The following is a 20,446-nucleotide window of genomic DNA, read 5'->3' as shown; positions in this document are numbered from 1 at the left end:
TATAAAATTAATCTATATTATCAAATCTGCTAAGCTCGGGCCTAAAAGCAAGATGAAAAGAACCGATAGGACCGGAACGATTTTTAGCGATGATGATCTCTGCCTTACCTCTCATTTCCGGACTGATTTCATCCTCCCCTTTTACTTTTTCTTCTCGATAGATAAAAGAAACTATGTCCGCGTCTTGTTCGATTGCACCTGACTCCCGTAAGTCGGAAAGTTGAGGTTTTTGATCCTTGGATCTTTGTTCTACGGCGCGAGACATCTGAGAAAGAGCGATGATAGGACATCTGGCCTCTTTTGCCATTTGTTTGAGAGAACGAGAAATGGAAGCTACTTCTTGCTGACGACCGCCGTCTTTATTTTTAGGATCACTCATAAGTTGTAGATAATCCACGATGATCAGGCCGATCTTTTCGGTGGTCAAAAGTTTACGAACTCTACCTTTAAAATCGTCTATCGTCAAACCACCAGAATCGTCTATGTAGATCGGAGCAGCAGTAACACGAACGATAGATTCTAAAAGTTTAGGAGCGTCAGCTCTGGTAAGTTCTGATTTTTTCAACTTCATCGATTCTACTTGGGAATCGGCACAAACCATTTTGAGGAGAAGTTCGATCCGACTCATCTCTAAAGAAAATATAACCACAGGTTGATTATACACCAAAGCCACGTTAGACGCTATGTTGAGTGCAAACGTGGTTTTACCGTTTCCGGGGCGGGCCGCTAAAATCATCAGTTCATGTTCTTTAAGACCGGAAGTGGCTTCGTCTAACTTAGTGAAATTGGTGCGAAGACCGGTGATCTGTCCCCGATTTTTCATGATCTCCATGATGTAATCGGAAAGAGCAGCCTTATCGGAGGAGACAGGAAGAAGACCCTTCGCGTCTATGTTTCTGGAAATTTCGGTGAGGTTTTTTTCAACCGTGTTAAAAACGGATTCGTTGTCTCCAGGCTCTTTACGGATCAGTTCCAGAGATTCTTGAAGAATCTTGGCATACATTCTTCTTTCGGAAAAACGTTTGATCCTAACCGCGTAATAAGTAAGTGGTTGAGTAACTACAGTGTCTCTGTAAAGAGAATAGATATAATTGAATTCTTTTTCTTCGTCTTTGAGAAGAGAATTCTCTTTGAGAAAGTTTAAAACGGAAACGGGGTCGATGGTAATCCGTTTGTCTACAAGATCTCCAATTGCTCGATAAACTCTTCTGTGTAGATCCACATAAAAGTCTTCTGGAGCAACCGGAACATCGATTAGATTATCTGCTCCTTTAAGAAGCAGGAATCCTAAAAAGGCTCTTTCGGATTCCGGTTCATATAAGGAGTCGGACTGCATGGTCCCTTAAATAAAAATCACTCTTCTTCTTTTTTAACGTGTAGAGTAATCGTAGGTTGAATTCCTTCTGCAAGACGAATCTTGATTTTATAGGAACCTAGATTACGGATTGGCTCAGCGATTTCGATTTTTCTTTTATCCAATTCGAAGCCATTTTTTTTCAGAATAGAAGCCACGTCGATCGGAGTTACGGCTCCGAATAACTTTTCTCCTCCGCCGGTTTTTACCAGAATCTCGTATTCTTTACCGTTCAGACTGCCACCTACGTCTTCCATGGCCTTTTTACGTTTTTCTCTTTTGAGTTCACCTAACTTCTTTTGGTGAAGAGCGGCTTTTGTATTTCCTTCGTTAGCACGAACTGCAAGTCTTTTAGGAAAAAGAAAGTTTCTAGCGTAACCGTCTGCAACTTCCTTTAGATCTCCAGCATCTCCTAAATTAATAACGTCTTTTTGTAAGATCACTCTCATATTCGTACCTCAATTTACCTTGTAAGGTAGAAGACCGATACTTCTCGCTTTACGAATTTCTCGTGCAAGAACCCTTTGATAACGAGCGCTGGTTCCGGTAATTCTTCTAGGAATGATTTTACCACGATTGGTAATAAACCTTTCCAAAAGTTCGATATTCTTATAATTGATTTGTTTTGCAAGTTCTGGATCTGCAGTAAAACGACAGACTTTTTTCTTGTATTTGTTTTGTTTTCTTTGCGGCTTACCTTCCATCTCTGTGGAAATGTCGCCTTGTTCCGATCTTTCGGAACGTTCTTCTTTAATTTCGTTCTCGCTCATAAATTACCTCATTAAAACGGTATGTCGTCGTCACCACCATCTGCGGCGTTATAGTATTCCGGAGAAGATGGATAGGAATTTCCTCCAGCAGATGCTGGAGAAGAGGAAACAGAAGACCCGCTCGAAGAATCGTCTTTAGAACCTAGGAGTTGAAAATTCTCCACAACAATCCGAATTCGAGACGCCTTTTTTCCTTCTGGAGTTTCCCATGTATCTTGTTTCAATCTTCCTTCAATAGCAATCTGCTTTCCTTTTTTGCAGTATTGTTGAATAATATCAGCCGGTTTACCCCAGACTTCACAGTCGAAAAAGTGAGACTCTTCCCTTTTTTCTCCGTTAGACACATAGGTTCTACCATTTGCTAAAGAGAAGTTTACCAAAGAGGTTCCGTTGATCGATTTGAATTCTGGGTCGCGCGTGAAACGCCCGACCAAAGTCACTCTATTGATATCATTAGCCATGGAGGCGAACGACCATAGAACGAAGAATGTTTTGATTGATTAAGAATTCCTTTTCCACTTTTTCAATGGCGTTTGGATCTGCGCTACATTTATAGTGGTGGAAGATTCCCTGCTCTTCATGTTTAATCGGATGCCAGAGTTTTCTTTGGCCCCAATCTTCTTCGGCTGTGACACTCACGGAATGTTTTTTCAAAGTTTCCTGAATTTCGGACTTTGCAACTTCCCGAGAGCTCACACGTGTAATTGTGGTGAGTTCGTAGTTTCTCAAAAGTTTCTCCTATGGTTATAAGCCCATCTGCAATTTGCGACGAGCAGAAGATTTAACCTATCTTTTGCGTTTAGAGACGGGGGTCAAGGTGGAATTTGTCGGAAGATCCAGAAAGGCTCTATCTCCTTCTACTCTCAGTTTTGTTCCTAGTTCAGCCGAAAGAACTGAAATTTCATGTAAGAACTCCCGTGCTTCTGAACCCGTTACAGGTCGGATCTTATGATCTTCTTTTTGGAATTTTCCGAAGATGGGAACTAGTTCAACACGTTCTAAATGATTATTACGAATATGTAGAATAGCGATCAAATTGTGATTTAGATAAGAATTTCTACTTCCAAAAATCAAATTCCCTAAAGAATACAAAATCACCCCTCCTTTATAAACTTCCACACCTTGAGGAATATGAGGATGATGACCGATCACTATCTTTACGCCAGAATCGATCAAGGATCTTGCTATTTTTCTTTGATCTGAAGTTGGAAACGGAGAATATTCCACACCCCAATGTAAAGAAACGATACGAACCGGAGTAGGATAATTTTTAGGGGAAATATTTTTTTCAAAAAACGTAGCTCTCAAAGAAGGAAATAAAAAAGGAGCCACCCCAGATCTTGTAGTAGTAGCATAGTGTGTTTGTTCGGCGATTGCGGTCACGGAATGGATTCGCAGATCCGAACCTTTTAGATTTAGGTTTAAAGGTTCCAGAACTTCAGGAAGTTTTTTTCCCGCACCTACAAATAGAATATTATTTTTATTTAATATATCTAAGGTTTCGCTCATTCCTTGCTGCCCATGATCAAAGGAATGATTGTTTCCTAAAAATACCATATCCACTCCCAAATATTTGAGAGAATTTAGATCTTTTTCGTGGGCTGTAAATATATAAGCCTTTTTAGATTCTTCCGTTTTAGAAGCAACTACCGGAGTTTCCAAATTGATCATCCTAAAATCTGCTTCGTTAAAAAGTGCCCTAAGACCTTCTACCGGCGCAATTTCTCCATGTTTACGAATTGTATCTCGGATCCCCCAATTGAACATAACGTCTCCTCCAGCAAGTAGCTTGAGAAGTCCTGGATCCTGATTGTGTTCTGGATGTAAAACAGAATCAATCTTGTCTTGAAGGATTTCAAAAGTAGACGAGGAATCGACCTGAGAATTTTCGGTACTAGACTCCTTTAAAAATCCAGGAAGACAGGACAAAAAGAAAAAGATAAAAATTGGTCCTAAAGTACGTTTAGAAACTTTTTTTGTTATCATAACCTGAATGTAGAATTCAAAAAACGAACATACTTTATCGAAAACTTTTTGTTTGTATATTCTCGTATTAGAAATTCAATTTTCCTACCTTTCGATTTTGAACTTAACTACTCGGACAATCCCATGGACTTTTCTAAAAGTTAGAATGTAGGCTTCCTGCCAAAAAAGCCATAAACTTCCGGGTTAGATTCAATCTGTAAAAACTTCTACATTTTAACAAAATCGATCGTTCATTTTGATGTGTCCGAGTAGTAGGATTTTTAAAATTTAAAAAACACTAAGAGTAAACAATCAATCTTGTGTAAGATCTGTAAAATGAATTTTTATCCCTGATAACGATCATAGAACCCCAATTTTACGCAGGAATTCGTTATTAATTAGAATCGTTGAAAAATAATTCCCTATCTTTGTCTGTTTTATTGAAATGGATGGTTGAAATAGTCTTGTTAATCCACCATGAAATATTTCAACAACTCTATTTTTAAAGATTATTTCCAAACACTAATTCTTTTTGAGATTTGTTCTAAAAGATCTTTATTAATTCAAAAAATAGAATATACTAAAGTATAGAATTAGGCAGCAATCAACTCTAAATGTTCCTTTCCGCGATCAACCGAGTCATAAGGAATTTTAGAATCGAAAGTGGCAAACTTGACTTTATGATAAACGCTTAGTGCCAATAAATAAACGTCCGTAATCTGTTTAGAACTGACAGAAACTATATTCAGATAAAATAAAGGAGAATTGATGGAAATATTATCCGGAATAAACCGATGCCCGTTTACTTTTAAAAGAGAATGTAAAATGGCAGAAACAACCTCAACTCCACCGGGGCTTCCCGGATAAGAGGAATGACTCATAATTCGAACCAAAGCATTCTGAGTAATCGGACAAGTAGCCCAACCGTTTCTTGCCTTTCGATCAAACCATTTCCAGGCTTTTTCATGAAAAACATGATTGGAGTCACATAAGGAAATCAAAACATTTACATCTAAAAGATATTTCATTTTAACCTTCTTCTTCCTTGATTGTATTGATAACTTCGTTGGTTACCTTAACACCTTTCTTTTTAGAAAGAACGGGCCATCCATAAGAGTTCGTGACAAACTTAGATGCAGTCTCTTCTTTTTTGACAGCCTCTTCTACTTTTAAATTGTGCTCTAAAGCTTCGACCACAAAAGCACGCATGGAAATTCCTCTTTCGGCGGCTTTTATTTTCGCTTTTTTATACAGTAAATCCGGTATTTCCAGTGTAGTTTTCACATTTTTACAGTCCCATAAATATGGGAGATTGCAAGAAAAAAAAAGAAGTTATAAAACTTCTTGAGATTTTTTAAAATTCGTTTTCAAAATTTAAAGTGAATTTTATGAATGATGATCACAAAACAGAGATTGATTTCGTGCAGAAATTTGCCGTAGAAATGATTTTTTTGGAATTTTATAGAGGTTCTTATTCAAAATCTTTTAAGTAGATTGATACTATAATCTATTTCGAAAATACTTTATTTTTATTTAAAATGCCGATTCCAATCGTTTTAAGATAACTTCTACTGAAAATGTATCATAAATTCTCATATCTAAAAAACTGACGTGCAAATTTAAAGTCTTGGTAATTTCTATATAATAGAGTTGTTATAAATTTGAAGACGATCTCTATTTTCGAAATCGAATTTTAAATATCTTATCAGAGTTATTGAAAAAATTTATAATTCAGATCAACAAAACTGCTTTAATCTATGTTTCCATGAAACAAAAATTTATGGAGAATTAATTTTTCAAAAACTTTATTTTTTAGCTCTGGTTGCGAAAAATAATAAAATTAGCAGGAACCAATTTGATCTGAAAAACGATACGACAGAAATAAAAATCTGTCTCAGATTTTAAAAGACTAAGTTATAAGAATTTATAATTCTATTTAAGAACTATATAATAAAGTAGCGTAAATTTTTATCGCAAATGCTCATTTAAATACAAAATATTATAAGCTTGTACCAAGAACTGTTAACCGCGACGTTATAGTTTAACAAAAACGTGGGAACTACCACATTGCGTTTTTACGAATGAATTTTGAAAATGTGGGAACTCATACAATTTTTAAGTCAATCACGCTCCGAGATTTTAATTTGTGGAACTACCACATTGCGTTTTTACGAATGAATTTTGAAAATGTGGGAACTCATACAATTTTTAAATCAATCACCGCTCCGAAATACTTAATTTGTAGGAACTAATACAATTGCAGATGAATTTTGAAAATGTGGGAACTCATACGATCATAAGCTGTTTCAAAAATTAGAATATACAAACTTCTTTAAAAACGACCAACAATTCCAAATTAAAAGTAATTTTTGAGCACTTCTATTTTTATAAAATAAACGGCTAATTTCGGGTACTATTTTTACGCGCCCGCGCAGTAAAAGATTCAAAAATTCATTCTAAGATTTTAAGATAAATTTTTAAAATAAAATTATAAAAGTATAAAGTAACCTACCAAGACCAAAATCAATCCCAAAATCCCAATCGGCAAACCAGCTTGAATCATATCTTTAATTTCAAATCCTCCAACAGAATATGCAATTGCATTGGGAGGAGTGCTTACGGGAAGAGACATTGCTAAAGAAGCAGAAAGTGCAATTCCTAAACACACTTCTAAAAGATACGCGTTTGACCCTGGAAGAAGAATTGCGGAAAGCGGAAACGCAAATGGAACCAAAAGATTTGTCGCTGCCGTATTGGACATAAATGTGCTCAATACAAGAGCCAATATACAAAGCAAGAATAACACACTTGCTGAATATTCTGGTTTTGTAATAGGTTTTAAAAATTCAGAAAACCAAAAACCCATTCCACTCTGTTGAAAACCCACTCCAATTCCGATTCCACCTGCTATCAAAAGTAAAACGGACCAATCTAACGAGTTAATGTCTTTCTCGTTTAATATTCCAAATACTGGAAATAAAATCAAAGGGAGAAGAGCGATCACTCCAGCCGGAATTCCGTGTAAATTTTCTGTAAACCAAAGAAGAACCGTTCCCAAAAAAATTACTGAAGTTACTCTAAATGAAAAAGATTTAGTTCCTTCCTCCGGTTCTTGAAACTCCACTACTAATTCAAAAAAATCTTTTTGCGGAAACAACTTCATAAGAAGTAACCAAGCAAATAAAATTAAAACAATCACAAGTGGAACTGCAAAAAACATCCAAGTTCCAAAAGAAACAACAATACCTTGTTGTCTTAAAATTCCCATCGCTATGATATTAGGAGGAGATCCAATCGGAGTCCCTACTCCACCTATATTCGCCGCAAATGGAATCCCCAGTATCAAAGCTTTTCGAAAGGGTTCTTTCTCCGGTAATATCTGCAACATAGGAAAAGAAAGAGCGATCATCATTGAAGTAGTCGCCGTATTACTCATCCACATTGATATAAATCCGGTGGTGAACATAAAACCTAGAAGCACTTGATGACTTTTAACTCCAAATCTACGAATGATTCTATTGGCAAAAAAACGATCCAAACCTGTTTTTATACAAGCTTTTGCTAATACAAATCCTCCTAAAAATAATACAATAGAAGAATCCGCCAAAGCAGAAAGAAAGATTGCAATTGACGGATTTTTACTTCGAGGAAATTCAAAATAGGAAACACCGATAGGATTTGCAAAAAAAATAATTTCTAAAAAAATTACTAGGATCGAAGTTGCGTATCCAGGGATAGGTTCAAGAACCCAAAATAACGCAGCCAAAACGAAAATACAATTCATAATGGCGACATTTATAGGAAGCCTCAATCGAACCTGAATAAAAAATAGAATTCCGACCAAAAGTAAAGTCGAAACTATCGAAATCAGATTACGGTTCATTCAAATATATTAAATATAAAAAGTAGAATTTTATAATGTTTTAAATTAGCTTCCAACCAAATTTCATAAAAAAACGGATCGCAGAAATGACAAAAAGCCTTACGTGCAAAAAACCTTTTTTAGACGAATTTCCGCCTTTATGATAAATTTGAATTTCCGGGAAGTAATCCTTTCGTTTCAAACGCATAGAGAGATCAAAATCTTCGAAATACAAAAAGAATCTCTCGTCAAATCCTCCTATTTGTTTTAAAGATTTCGTTCTTGCAAAAATAAAACAACCGCTAACTAAAGGCACATCTTCCTGAGTTTGATTCCAATCCTTTTCTCTTAAGTTGTATTGATTTAAGTATTTTCGAAATATTTTTTTTAAAACATTCGGCGCAAAAGATCTCAAAAATAATACAAAAACGGTGGGATAAGATTTTACTAAAAATTGTATATTACATTTTCCATCAGAACTACTCTCCCAATCCCAAACTGAAGGAACCACCGCGTCACAGCCTGGATGTTTTTCCAAATAACGAACACATAAATCCAATGTTTCCGGGATCATTTTAATATCCGGATTGAGAACTAAATGAAACTCCGTATTTGATTTTAAGATGGACCGGTTGTTTGCCACCCCGTATCCAGGATTTTCAGGAAAATGAAAATACTGAAATTTAACTCTATCTTTAAACGAAGACTTCTTTTCTAAATCGTTTATTATATTTTTTATTTCTTCTCCGTATCGTGGGGTATTATCTAATACTTCGATTTTATATAAAATAAATTTTGAAGTATTAGAAATTTGATATGTGATCGAATCCAAAAGAGACAAAAACGATTCTTTAAAAATTGATACATTCGGTTTATATAATACAATTGAAACGGTAATTCCAAATTCCAAAATTTAGCCCTCAAGTAAATTTTATCAGTTTAATATTTTAAAATGTGGGAACTCACACAATTTCCGGGTTTGGCAGTTGAACTTAGAATGTGGGAACTCACACAATTTCCGGGTTTGGCAGTTGAACTTAGAATGTGGGAACTCACACAATTTCCGGGTTTGGCAGTTGAACTTAGAATGTGGGAACTCACACAATTTCCGGGTTTGGCAGTTGAACTTAGAATGTGGGAACTCACACAATTTCCGAGTCTGGCACTTGAACTTAAAATGTAGGAACTCACACAATTTCCGGGTTTGGCAGTTGAACTTAAAATGTGGGAACTCACACTTTTAAAAAATTCTTTCTCATTTTCTTACGACGAACTCACGTCGTTTTATTTTCAATTCTCTAAAAATTTATAAATAAGTATTTAAATTTAGGTTTGATCTAGGTTGTAGAAAAAGTTCTACCGACAAGATGTTTGTAAAAAGAAGATTCTCTTCCGGTAATCCCATCACGAATCCCGCAAAGAATATGAAGATACGTTTGATATTTAGAATCAGAAAAAATAGGTAAGATCAAAAATCGAAAGAATGTTTTTAGAACAACTTCCAATTTAAAGCGAAATGGAATATGGGACATTTTACAGATATACATTCCATTTCTAAAAAGGAAATACCACCTAAAGGGAGAGTGAATTGCAACTTTAAAAATTCCGAATATACTTTTGGAATCGGTTCCTATAGAATGTTTCATTTCTACATCAGAAACGATTTTATGAATATAACCTTTATTATTGGCCCGAAAACACCATTCGTAATCCAAATAATCTATAAAGAAATCCTGATATAACAAACCTACTTCTTTTAAAACTTCTAATGAATAAAAACTTCCAGAAGTTATTAGAAACTTTGCATTTAAAATTCCAGTTTGGTTTTTTAGAATTCCATAAATATTAAGATTTTTGATTGTATCAAATATATTAGGACCGTAAGAAGCGACTTTCTCACTTGGAAATTTTTGATTCTCATATTCCCTAATTTTTTGAAGAAATACTCGGATCGCCGAAGTCTCCAAAAAACTATCTTGATCAAATAACCAAACGTGTGTATACAAATTCGACTGGGCGAACTCAATTCCCTTATTTAAGGCAAATCCCAAACCCAGATTCAATTCGTTTTCCAGAAGAAAGTTCTGTTTTTCAATTTTAGAACGGATTTCGGATACGTTCTTTGATCGGTTATCTACGATTAAAACTGGAATTGAATTTGAATTTAGATTTTGAACGTTTTTGTAAGTTAAAGTTATATCAGGATTGAAAGTAACAATGACGGCTAACGGAGAAAATTTTTCTGGCATATTCCTATTTTTTACGAAAAGGGGTAAACCATCCTCGATTCATCCATATTAAGATTTCGTCAGACCGATAGTTTTGAACATTACAAATCTCTAATCTTTTACGGATGATCCCGGGCAACATTCTTAAAAAATCGAAAGGTACCCCCAATATTTTAGGGCTCGTAAAGATCGTATGAAAACAAATACTTACTCCGAAAAAAAGCATATGATGAAGTATATAACGCAAAGCATAAGACAGCGGCATATTTTTCCAATAAACGACTAACGCGTTTCTCAGACCATAATAAAGGGAAAAAGCGCTCTTTTCTTCGGTAGATCCAAATCCGTGATGATAAACTTTAATATTTGGACTAAAAAGTACTTTTTCTCCCGTTAGTCTGGCGCGAAAACTTAAATCCACATCTTCCATATAACAAAAAAAATCGGAATCAAATCCGCCTATTCTTTCATATACTTCGGTTCGAATTGCCATTGCACCACCACACGCGGAGAAAATTTCAGATTCTCTCAAATATTCTTCAGAAAGAACTCTTTTATATCCCCTTCTCCACGCAGCCCCAGAAACGTGATAAATATCGCCTGCCCCATCTATTAACTTCTTTTCCACTTGATTGTCTTTAAGCATTAAAAAAGAAACGATAGAATACTCCTTTCCTTTCGACTCAAGTGTCTTCTCGCATTCGGAAAAGAAATTGTCGCTTAAACGAGAATCCGGATTGATCAGTAAGGTCCAATCCGACTTAGGCGCTACTTTGATTGCTTCGTTGTTTCCACCCGCAAAACCTAAATTTTTAGAACTAAAATGAATCAATCTTCTATCTTTTTTAGAAAGTAGTTTGAGTTGTTCTTGTGTGCCATCCTTGGAATCATTGTCCCAAATTACCCAGGTCCAATTGGAAGGCAACTTTATGGATTGATCCAATGCAGAAATATATTTTCCAGAATTGTATGTAATTGTTATAATATTATAATATTTCATTTATTAGAACGAAACCGTTTTTCGAAATTATGGTTTAAAAATTCATCTACTCACAACATATAACAAAATACTCTATATTCAAAAAGTAAACACTTGTTATACGATCATACAACAACCAAAAAATGATATACTGATAGTAAAATCAAAAACAAACGGTTTAAAAATGTAAAACTTCTATGGAATTTAGTAAATCTTTTCGTGAAGTACTTTCATAAGATATTCTCCATAACCTGTTTTTTTAAGAGGAGCTATCAATTTTTCTAATTGAGATCCATCTATAAAACCTTTTCTAAACGCAATTTCTTCCGGACAAGCAACTTTAAGTCCTTGTCTTTTTTCAATCGTTTCTATAAATACAGATGCTTCTAAAAGAGATTCGTGAGTCCCAGTATCCAACCAAGCGTATCCTCGTCCCATCACTTGAACGTTTAAAATTTCTCTCTCTAAATAAATCTTATTTACGTCCGTAATTTCCAATTCTCCTCTTGCAGAAGGTTTAATGGACTTGGCTATACTCACAACTTCTTCATCATAAAAATATAATCCTGTGACTGCGTAATTGGACTTCGGCTTAGAGGGTTTTTCTTCGATCGAAACCGCACGCCTTTCGGAATCAAACTCCACTACTCCATATCTTTCCGGATCATGAACAGGATACGCGAACACGGTAGAGCCGTTAGTTTTTTTAGAAGCGTTCTCTAAAAGAACAGCAAGATTATGACCGAAATAAATATTATCTCCAAGAATCAATACGGACGGATGTCCGTTGACGAATTTTTCTCCAATCCAATATGCTTGCGCCAATCCTCCTGGCTCAGGTTGGATTGCGTATTCTATGGAAATTCCCCATTGTTTTCCATCTCCTAACAGTTCTTTATACATAGGAGTCGCTTGAGGTGTAGAAATTAAAAGTATTTCTTTAATACCTGCTAGCATAAGCGTTGTTAAAGGGTAATAGATCATCGGTTTATCATAAACCGGTAAAAGTTGTTTGGAAACTACGTATGTGACCGGATAAAGTCTCGTTCCGGAACCACCAGCAAGTATAATCCCTTTTCTAGATTTCATCTAACGTTTCTCGTACTGATTTTGATAATATTCTTTATATTGACCGGAAAGAATTTCTTTCCACCAAAAATTGTTGTCTAAATACCAACGAACCGTCTCTCTAAGAGCAGATTCAAACGCAAACTTGGGTTTCCATCCCAGTTCTTTTTCAATTTTAGAAGGATCAATTGCGTAACGAAAATCGTGCCCCGGCCTGTCCTTTACATATTGAATCAATTTAGAATGTGGAGCCCCCGAAGGATGTAACTCGTCCATAATCGAACAGATCGAATTTACTATATCTATATTCTTTTTTTCATTTCTAGTTCCTATGTTATAGGTTTCACCCGGCAAACCTTGAAACAAAACGAGACGTAGAGCCTCACAGTGATCCTTAACATATAACCAATCTCTAATATTCTTTCCGTCTCCGTAAACTGGGAGAGGTTTTCCTTGTAGACAATTTAAAATGATCAAAGGAATCAATTTTTCCGGAAAATGATAAGGCCCGTAGTTATTGGAGCAATTTGTAGTCACTACAGGCATATGATAAGTATGATAATAGGATCTTACAATATGATCCGAACTGGCTTTAGAAGCCGAATAAGGAGAGTTAGGCGCATAAGGAGTTTCTTCAGTGAAATATCCGGTATCACCTAACGTTCCGAATACTTCATCTGTGGATACGTGAAGGAATTTTTTTCCTTCATAAGATCCATTCCATTGTAATCTAGCTGCATCTAAAAGATAAAAAGTACCGAGTACATTCGTTTTGATGAATTCTTCCGGGCCCAAAATAGAACGATCCACGTGGCTTTCCGCAGCAAAGTGCGCCACATAATCGAAGTTATATTCTTGAAAAATCGAAGATACTTCTTCTTTATCGGCGATGTCCGCCTTTACAAAAATAAATCTAGGATCTTTTTTCCAAGATTCCAAACTTTTCAGATTTCCAGCATAAGTCAGTTTATCGAATACGACTATCTGATATTCTTTACTTTCGTTTAAAATGAGATTCACAAAATTGGAACCTATAAATCCGGCTCCACCAGTGACTAAAATTTTTTTCATACTTTTTTTCCGGAAATTTCGGCGAGTTCTTTCAAACAAAGGGTTAGATCTTCCCTCCAATTTGAAATACTGCCGAAAATTTTTCGAGTTTCATCTAAATCTAAAATTGAATATCTAGGTCTAGGAGCGGGTGTGGGGTATACTTCCGTAGGAATCGGAAAAATAGGTTTTAAATTCTCTATTAGAGAAAACGAATATGAAATATCCCGAACCGCAAGCGCAAAATCGTACCAACTCGCGATCCCAGAGTTCGAAAAATGCAGAACCTTAGGATAAGATTCTCTTTTTAGAATTCCATAAACTAAGAATATTATAAAGTCGGCAAGCCTACCCGCCCAAGTAGGTCTTCCTAATTGATCTTCGATTACTTTTAATTCAGTACGATTAGGATCTTGTAAAAGTTTCAAAATTGTTTTTGGAAAATTATTTCCATAGGAGGAATATACCCAACTTGTTCGGACTATATTTGCTTGTTTAGAATCCGCAAATATATTTTGAATCCACTTTTCTCCTTCTGCCTTCGATAAACCATAAATTCCTTTTGGAGAAAGTGTAGAATCCGGTTTCCAAAAACGAATTGTATCCCCGATCGTTTCTGAATTTGCATCAAACACAAAATCAGTGGATATATAAATCAGATGGATTTTTTTTTTGAAGCATTCCTCCGAAATTTTTTTTACAGATAAGGAATTTATCTTGTAAACGTTCTCCGAATCGGATTCTGCCTTATCCACCGCAGTATAGGCCCCACAATGAACTAAAATTTCAGGAGAATCTTTTAAAATTCTTTCTACAGAATCAAGATCAGCAAGATCCCATTCTTCTTTACTAAATCCTATAGATTCCAAATTCGAAGATTTGAATCTTTTGTTCAATTCCCAACCTAACTGACCATTTTTTCCAGTATAATAAATCATATTCTAATATACGAATGGACTTTTAAAGTTCACAAGAAAAGGAGTTTCTTGATCCCTTTGAGAAACTATAAACTCAGAATCATCAGACAACCAGGTTTTCCAAGGAATGCCTAACGCAGGATCATCCCAACGAATTCCTACCTCGTTTTGAGGATTGTATTCCTGAGTCACCTTATATAAAAAATCTGTTTTATCTTCTAAGGTTAAAAATCCGTGAGCGAATCCAGGAGGAACCCAAAATATATTTTTATTTTCCTCGGATAATTCCACGGAAAGCCATTTTCCATAATTAGGAGAACCCACCCGAACGTCTACCACCACGTCTATCACTTTACCTCTCACTACTCGGACTAACTTTCCTTGTTCGTAAGGAGGAATCTGTAGATGCATTCCCCTCAATACTCCTCGAGAAGATCTAGAATGATTATCTTGAGTAAAATGAGCAGGTATGTTTTCTTTTTCAAAGATAGATGTTTTAAAGGTCTCCAAAAAAAAGCCTCTTTCATCTCCAAAAACCTTGGGCTCAATTAGAACTGGACCTTCTATAGGAAATTTTTTAAACTGCATAATACTTTAACTTATTTCAGGCAACAAGGTTTTTTAAAAATTAAATTCTTCTAATAAAAAAGATTCATAAAACTTCAAAGAATAAAAGTTTTTCAGTTTATTATCCTAAATTTGTTTTTTAAGTTTTGCAATAAACTTCCAGTGAACTAAAACTGATATACTTTATTGATTTCTAATGTTTAAAATATTTTTCCATTAGATAGACCATTTTTTTTCCAATACCATTCTAGGAAACTATGATTTAATCCTTTCGGGATCATATCTCTTCCAACTAGATCAGAATGCGAAGAATAAAAATCGTCTACATTCAAAAAAGCTCCCCATTTCGTTATGAGTCTTTTACGATCATTTACGCTTTCTAAATATTTCGGATCTAATTCTTTAAAAATGTTATGATCAGAAATCGTTTGAACAAATTCTGAAAACGGATTACTTACCAACCTGAAACCCACCTTTCTAAGTCTCAGACATAAATCTATATCCCAATAGTATTTTTGAAAAGACTCATCCAACCCGTTCATCAACTTCCAATTTTCTTTCGAAATCAACAAACAATTTCCGGATATTGCGGAAACATTTTTTTCAACCCACTCTCCGGACCATATTTTTGTTTTGGATACAGTAAGATTATTTCCGGACTTTCCGATAAATCCATATTTACCGAGGATTAACGAAGAATAAACGAGTTCCTTTTTTTGATTGAGAACGATAGGTGAAACCGCTCCTATTTCGGAGAATTGCGCGTGTTGTAATAACTCGTAGAGCCAATTTTGATTATTAGGTTGAAGCCCTAAATTCCAAAAAAAAATAAAATCCCCTTTTACGTCTGCAACCATTCGATTCAATTCACTAGAAACCAAAGAACTATTTAATAATTTATAATATTTTAAAATTACATTTTTCTTTTCCGGAACCTGATTTAATACATTTTGTTCGGGAAGCCAAAGTTCGATCTTAATCTCCAAAGGAAGAGAAAGTAAACTTCCAATATTCTCTCTAAAAAACTCTAAATTGGAATCGTCTCGATTCCAAACTATCACGGATACTATATATCTTTTTTTTATTTTACGAAGAACGTGATAGGTAAAAGGATAATATCCTGGAACAATTTTTTCAACTTCTTCTTTTTTATCATTATAATATTCTAAAATAGCTTTCTGTGAGCTGGCTTCGCAAATCTTCGCTTTTTTTCTAGAAAAACTTCCTCCGTGAAGACGCCATATATATAAAAAATATGGTAGTCTTTTAATTCGATCAGTAAATCTAGACGCTCTAAGAGCGAATTCATGATCCTGACTTCCATCATACCCTTCTCGAATTCCACCCATTCGGTAAATTAAGTTTTTTGAAACTACTACAAAGTGACAGATATAATTATGAGAGACTAATTTTTCAGGTGAAAACTCCGGTTTTGCAGAAAGAGAAAAAATCCCTGGAATTTTTGATTGAAAAATCTCATCAGAATAAAGAAATTCAGGCCTATTTTTTTCTTCCTGTAGGGTTTTCACGACGATCGATAATGCGTTTTTTGACAAACGATCATCGTGATCTAAAAATGCTATGTATTCTCCTTTGGAACATTCAAAAGCTTTTTGAGTTGTTAAACTGATTCCTCCATTTTTATCCGAACGAAAATATAAAATTCTAGAATCCGCTTTACTTCTTTCTTCCAGATAATTTCCCGGTTTCTCGTCCGGAGAAGCGTCATCTACAAGTATTAATTCCCAATTCGTGTAACTCTGTGAAACGACCGAATCCACCATTTCCTTTAAATGATCAAGTCGAGTATTGTACACTGGAACTAAAATGCTCAACAAAGGAGAATATACAAACTCAGATGGTATTTCAGGCTCCTCGTATATTCCAAAATAATATTGATACTGCCTCAAGAGATATTTCAGCTTTCTATAAAATTCACCTATTTTTGAAATTAATATTTTCATTTTAAGTATATTAGAACATTTTAATTTTAAAATTTTTAATTTTTAATTTTTACAGATACCATACAACAAGCGTCCGATATTCCACGCCATTTAAAGAACCGCGCAACTCTGATAGCTTAACATTTAAATCCCGTAAATTCAGCGTAAGAAAACCGGGGCTAATCCGACGACGTAGAACTATTCCTTTAGCTTCAGTCAATAAACTGCATAAAAGAAACTTAATACGATATATCGTTTTTAGTTTCAATTTGTTATAGAACACGATCTGTCGAGCGCCTATAGATACGAGACACTTGAGCTTGAGAGCGTTCTGCTGAGTTGCCCTACGCTTCAATCTCTTTCGCATTGAATTCTTGGGGCGCGGCATTATATAAGAATTTTATGTTGTACTAATTTATAACGCAGGAACGCCTAAACTTTTTTTATTTATGGGTTTCACTTTGCAAAAAATTTAAGACAACGAACTAAAAATTGTACAATTCCATAAATGATTGGATTTTTAGTCAGTATTAAGAATTGTTCTTCTAATTCTCTTGCTTTTAAATGACGCATAAACAAAACCTTTACGTTTTCAATATATAAACGTTTATGATTTTTAAATAATTGTAAATAAAGTGGTAAATACGTTTCCATCGACCGACTGGAACGAGATACGTGGCCTCTTCTATAATAAAACATTACCCGCGGTATTCTATAGACTTCTCTTCCTTTTTCAATCAACGAAAGCCAAAAGTCATAATCTTCCCATTCGTCTTTCATGTTTTCATTAAATCCGCCAACGTCTTTCCAATCCGATTTTCTAAATACTGCGGATACGAATATACAATTATCTAAAAGTATTTCCGGAAAATTATATTCCGGTAAATTCCATTTTCCTTTTATAGATCCGAAAAACTCTGCTTCGCAATATACAATTCCTAAAGACGATTTTTTTTCATAAGCAGAGATCGCTTCTAAAAGATAATCCGGATGAATCATGTCGTCCGAATCCAATGGTAAGATGAACTCTCCTTTGGCTGCTTCGATTCCTATGTTTCTAGCCGCGGCCGGACCGGATTTGTCAATTTTAATGACCGTATATTTTTTTTTGAGCTCCTCTAGTTTTTGGATCGTATATTCATCGTTAGATCCATCGTCTACGACTATGATTTCCCAGTTTTTATAACTTTGTTTGAGTATACTTTGAATTGTTTGTTCGATATATTTTCCGTAGTTATAACACGGTATAATTACGGAAACGATAGGAGTATTATTCATTTTTAAAATATTCAGAAATAGAAATATTACTTAATATTAAAATTGAAAAACTTTTAAAAGTAGTCATTTTTAAAATCAAATATATTTTCTACCGGTTTTAAACTTTTAGATAATTTTTTGTAGCCTCAAAAGCATATATTAAAATATTTAATACTTTACTTTTTAAACACAAGTCGGTTTCAAAACTTATAATATTCTGTCACGTAAAAATAATTCTACGAAGTTACTTCAAAATTCAAAATTTTCCTCAAAAAAAACCATACATTTCGGAATAGATACAATTTGTAAGAACGTCTAATATTTTGAGATTGATTTTTGGTGTTAGTTTTATGCGTCTTCGCATTCAGCTAAGATGAGTAATTATTTTCATATATCGTTTAGGTTTTGAATCAAATTTTATCTTTTTGGATTTAGAAATCTATAGAATTTAAAAAGTATCTTCCAGAGAAAAGTATTAGATAATTTTTCAAGTAAATAGCTATTCAACTTATAAACTACGTAAGCCCAGATCGGAAAATACTTTCTTTTAATTTTCCGATATTCTTCTGCGATTCGTTTTCTATTTTTCGGTTGAGCGCTTACTCCATTAAAATCGTATAAAATTACAAATACAGGCGCGTGTTTTATTTTTATATTTTTATTAAACCAAAATCTGTGAAAAAATTCAAAATCCGCAGCAAATAAATATTCTTCATTATAATACCCGTATAAATCGAAAAGATTTTTACGGATAAAAGTCGCCTGATGGCATAAAGACTTTATCGACCAATAAAAATAATTCAATCGATCCGGATATTTTCTTTCAATAATTCCATGATCTTTAGAGTCTATTAGTATATCTCCATATACTAAATCAATATCTTGTTCTAAAAATTTAGAAATTTCCGATAATACATCTTTTTGCAACAGAGCATCTCCCGCATTTAAAAAAACGAGATACTCTCCTTTAGAAAGCAAAATTCCTTTGTTTTGTGCATTATAAATTCCTTTATCTTTTTCGGAGATGAACTTCTTGATTAAATTCAGATTTGATTTTAAATATTCAAAACTTCCGTCCGTCGAACCTCCGTCTACGACTATCAATTCGAAATTTGTATAAGTTTGCAAACGAACACTTTCTAAAGTTTTACGTAATCCTTCCAGATTATTTAAATTGATAGTGATTATCGAGATTTTTGGTTCTTTGGGAATCATGTATCAAAATTAATCTAAGGTTCTTCAAAATTCGATTTTAAATTTCTATAATTTTTCTTCTAAAAAGCAGAGTAAAAACTTTTATACAATCAAATCGTTCTACTTTTATTAGATCATTTATATTTTATGAAATACTTATATTTAGAAGTTTTTTATTTTCGATAAACATAAAAGTCTTTTAAAATCCATTCATAATTTCCACAACTTTATAAATATCTTCTTCTGTGTGAAAAGTTGAAACAGGAAGACTGAGAGTCGTATTATGAATCTCTTCTGAGATTGCAAATTCTCCCTCTGCGTATGAGATTACGTCTTTCATCGCTACTTGTTTATGAGGAGAAATTGGATAATGAATTTCTGTTCTTACACCGTTCTTTAATAGATAGTCTCGCAACTCGTCACGTTTTTTATGACGAATATTAAAGATATGATATACGTCATAAACTTTTTCGTCGACTATTGGTTTTATAAAATCTTCTTTTAAATTTTCTAAATAAATTTTTGCCAAACTTCTTTTATGTTCATTCATTGCATCTAAATATTTCAGCTTGATACTTAAAATCGTTGCTTGTAATTCATCTAAACGAGAATTATATCCAACTAAATCATTTTTATATTTGATCGAAGAACCGTAATTTCTCAGTTTCCGTATCTCATTGTGATATAAATCATTATCAGTCACAACCGCACCTGCATCCCCAATGGCTCCCAAATTTTTAGTGGGATAAAAACTGAATCCGCTCATTTCTCCAAACGTTCCCGTTTTTTTACCCTTATACAAAGCCCCATGAGACTGTGCACAATCCTCCACTAGAAACAGATTATTTTTTTCTTTTATCTTTAAAATAGAATCCATCTCGCAAGGTTTACCATACAGATGTACAATCAAAATCCCTTTCGTTTTAGAATTTACCTTTTCCTCTATCTTTTTGGGATCGATGTTATAAGTTCGAATATCCGGTTCGACTAAAACGGGTTTTAAGCCCGCATGTAAAATCGCTAATATAGAAGCTATATAAGTATTTGAAGGAACTATAATTTCTGAGTTCTTTTCTACGCCTAACGCTTTTAAGGCGAGTATCAGGGCATCTAGGCCGTTTCCTACTCCAATACAATGTCTATTTCCATTGTACTCTGCAAATTGACTTTCAAAATTAGAAACCTCTTTTCCTAATATATACCACCCACTTTCTATAGTTTCTAAAATTTTAGTTTTATACTCTTCAAAGAAGCGGATATTTGTTAAACGCAAGTTTTCATATTCGATCATA

Annotated in this window: 21 protein-coding genes; 1 reads left to right on the top strand and 20 read right to left on the bottom strand. The window is 34.2% G+C overall.

Features of this window, described 5'->3' with window-relative positions:
* Positions 1–7 precede the first annotated feature (7 nt).
* From dnaB to LEP1GSC049_RS222635, 10 genes are all read right to left on the bottom strand, one after another.
* Positions 8–1,336, bottom strand: coding sequence for a replicative DNA helicase (gene dnaB, locus LEP1GSC049_RS222590; RefSeq protein WP_004755413.1), 1,329 nt, complete (start codon positions 1,334–1,336; stop codon positions 8–10).
* Positions 1,337–1,353: 17 nt separating this feature from the next.
* Positions 1,354–1,803: a 50S ribosomal protein L9 gene (rplI, locus tag LEP1GSC049_RS222595; protein WP_004754449.1), complete on the bottom strand. Its 450-nt coding sequence runs from the start codon at positions 1,801–1,803 to the stop codon at positions 1,354–1,356.
* Positions 1,804–1,812: 9 nt separating this feature from the next.
* The gene (rpsR, locus tag LEP1GSC049_RS222600) at positions 1,813–2,124 is read right to left on the bottom strand and encodes a 30S ribosomal protein S18 (RefSeq protein WP_002152786.1); all 312 of its coding nucleotides are present in this window, start codon (positions 2,122–2,124) and stop codon (positions 1,813–1,815) included.
* Between the two features lie 11 nt (positions 2,125–2,135).
* Positions 2,136–2,585 carry a single-stranded DNA-binding protein gene (locus LEP1GSC049_RS222605; RefSeq protein ID WP_016748656.1) on the bottom strand — a complete coding sequence of 150 codons (450 nt, stop codon included), beginning with the start codon at positions 2,583–2,585 and terminating at the stop codon, positions 2,136–2,138.
* On the bottom strand, positions 2,578–2,853 hold the full coding sequence (gene rpsF, locus LEP1GSC049_RS222610) for a 30S ribosomal protein S6 (protein WP_001246923.1): 276 nt from the start codon (positions 2,851–2,853) through the stop codon (positions 2,578–2,580). Before rpsF ends, LEP1GSC049_RS222605 begins: the two co-directional genes overlap by 8 nt.
* Before the next feature lie 57 nt (positions 2,854–2,910).
* Positions 2,911–4,110 carry a CapA family protein gene (locus LEP1GSC049_RS222615; protein WP_004754986.1) on the bottom strand — a complete coding sequence of 400 codons (1,200 nt, stop codon included), beginning with the start codon at positions 4,108–4,110 and terminating at the stop codon, positions 2,911–2,913.
* 572 nt (positions 4,111–4,682) lie between these two features.
* A complete protein-coding gene (locus LEP1GSC049_RS222620; protein WP_004768420.1) occupies positions 4,683–5,117 on the bottom strand; it encodes a TA system VapC family ribonuclease toxin in 435 nt (144 codons plus the stop codon).
* 1 nt (position 5,118) lies between these two features.
* Positions 5,119–5,361 carry an antitoxin gene (locus LEP1GSC049_RS222625; RefSeq protein ID WP_230848389.1) on the bottom strand — a complete coding sequence of 81 codons (243 nt, stop codon included), beginning with the start codon at positions 5,359–5,361 and terminating at the stop codon, positions 5,119–5,121.
* A gap of 1,216 nt (positions 5,362–6,577) precedes the next feature.
* Entirely contained in the window at positions 6,578–7,972 is a 1,395-nt protein-coding gene (locus LEP1GSC049_RS222630; RefSeq protein ID WP_016560515.1) for a DASS family sodium-coupled anion symporter, read from the bottom strand.
* A gap of 40 nt (positions 7,973–8,012) precedes the next feature.
* Entirely contained in the window at positions 8,013–8,861 is an 849-nt protein-coding gene (locus LEP1GSC049_RS222635) for a glycosyltransferase family 2 protein (protein ID WP_016560351.1), read from the bottom strand.
* Between the two features lie 42 nt (positions 8,862–8,903).
* Between LEP1GSC049_RS222635 and LEP1GSC049_RS02000000224445 the strand changes: the two genes are divergently transcribed.
* The gene (locus tag LEP1GSC049_RS02000000224445; protein ID WP_016748654.1) at positions 8,904–9,134 is read left to right on the top strand and encodes a hypothetical protein; all 231 of its coding nucleotides are present in this window, start codon (positions 8,904–8,906) and stop codon (positions 9,132–9,134) included.
* Positions 9,135–9,288: 154 nt separating this feature from the next.
* Here LEP1GSC049_RS02000000224445 and LEP1GSC049_RS222640 read toward each other — a convergent pair whose 3' ends face one another.
* The 10 genes from LEP1GSC049_RS222640 to LEP1GSC049_RS222685 form a co-directional block, all read right to left on the bottom strand.
* Positions 9,289–10,200: a glycosyltransferase family 2 protein gene (locus LEP1GSC049_RS222640; protein ID WP_016560498.1), complete on the bottom strand. Its 912-nt coding sequence runs from the start codon at positions 10,198–10,200 to the stop codon at positions 9,289–9,291.
* A gap of 4 nt (positions 10,201–10,204) precedes the next feature.
* On the bottom strand, positions 10,205–11,179 hold the full coding sequence (locus tag LEP1GSC049_RS222645; protein WP_004755250.1) for a glycosyltransferase family 2 protein: 975 nt from the start codon (positions 11,177–11,179) through the stop codon (positions 10,205–10,207).
* Between the two features lie 183 nt (positions 11,180–11,362).
* Positions 11,363–12,247, bottom strand: a complete 885-nt coding sequence (rfbA, locus tag LEP1GSC049_RS222650) for a glucose-1-phosphate thymidylyltransferase RfbA (RefSeq protein ID WP_004754191.1) — start codon at positions 12,245–12,247, stop codon at positions 11,363–11,365.
* Positions 12,248–13,297, bottom strand: coding sequence for a dTDP-glucose 4,6-dehydratase (gene rfbB, locus LEP1GSC049_RS222655; RefSeq protein ID WP_004755262.1), 1,050 nt, complete (start codon positions 13,295–13,297; stop codon positions 12,248–12,250).
* Entirely contained in the window at positions 13,294–14,214 is a 921-nt protein-coding gene (gene rfbD, locus LEP1GSC049_RS222660) for a dTDP-4-dehydrorhamnose reductase (protein ID WP_016560382.1), read from the bottom strand. The genes rfbB and rfbD overlap by 4 nt, the downstream gene beginning before the upstream one ends.
* Positions 14,215–14,217: 3 nt before the next feature.
* Complete coding sequence (gene rfbC / locus LEP1GSC049_RS222665) at positions 14,218–14,781, bottom strand: dTDP-4-dehydrorhamnose 3,5-epimerase (protein ID WP_004754967.1); 564 nt, start codon at positions 14,779–14,781, stop codon at positions 14,218–14,220.
* 179 nt (positions 14,782–14,960) lie between these two features.
* Positions 14,961–16,724 (bottom strand): glycosyltransferase family 2 protein, encoded by a 1,764-nt coding sequence (locus LEP1GSC049_RS222670; RefSeq protein ID WP_004753611.1) that lies wholly within the window; start codon positions 16,722–16,724, stop codon positions 14,961–14,963.
* Between the two features lie 435 nt (positions 16,725–17,159).
* Positions 17,160–17,981: a glycosyltransferase family A protein gene (locus LEP1GSC049_RS222675; RefSeq protein WP_004763653.1), complete on the bottom strand. Its 822-nt coding sequence runs from the start codon at positions 17,979–17,981 to the stop codon at positions 17,160–17,162.
* Between the two features lie 396 nt (positions 17,982–18,377).
* Positions 18,378–19,175, bottom strand: a complete 798-nt coding sequence (locus LEP1GSC049_RS222680; RefSeq protein WP_004781756.1) for a glycosyltransferase family 2 protein — start codon at positions 19,173–19,175, stop codon at positions 18,378–18,380.
* Between the two features lie 178 nt (positions 19,176–19,353).
* Positions 19,354–20,445, bottom strand: a complete 1,092-nt coding sequence (locus LEP1GSC049_RS222685; RefSeq protein ID WP_004753906.1) for a DegT/DnrJ/EryC1/StrS family aminotransferase — start codon at positions 20,443–20,445, stop codon at positions 19,354–19,356.
* Position 20,446 lies beyond the last annotated feature (1 nt).

The organism is Leptospira kirschneri serovar Cynopteri str. 3522 CT, from assembly GCF_000243695.2.
Lineage (GTDB): Bacteria > Spirochaetota > Leptospiria > Leptospirales > Leptospiraceae > Leptospira > Leptospira kirschneri.
This window is presented reverse-complemented; position numbering and strand designations above follow the sequence as displayed.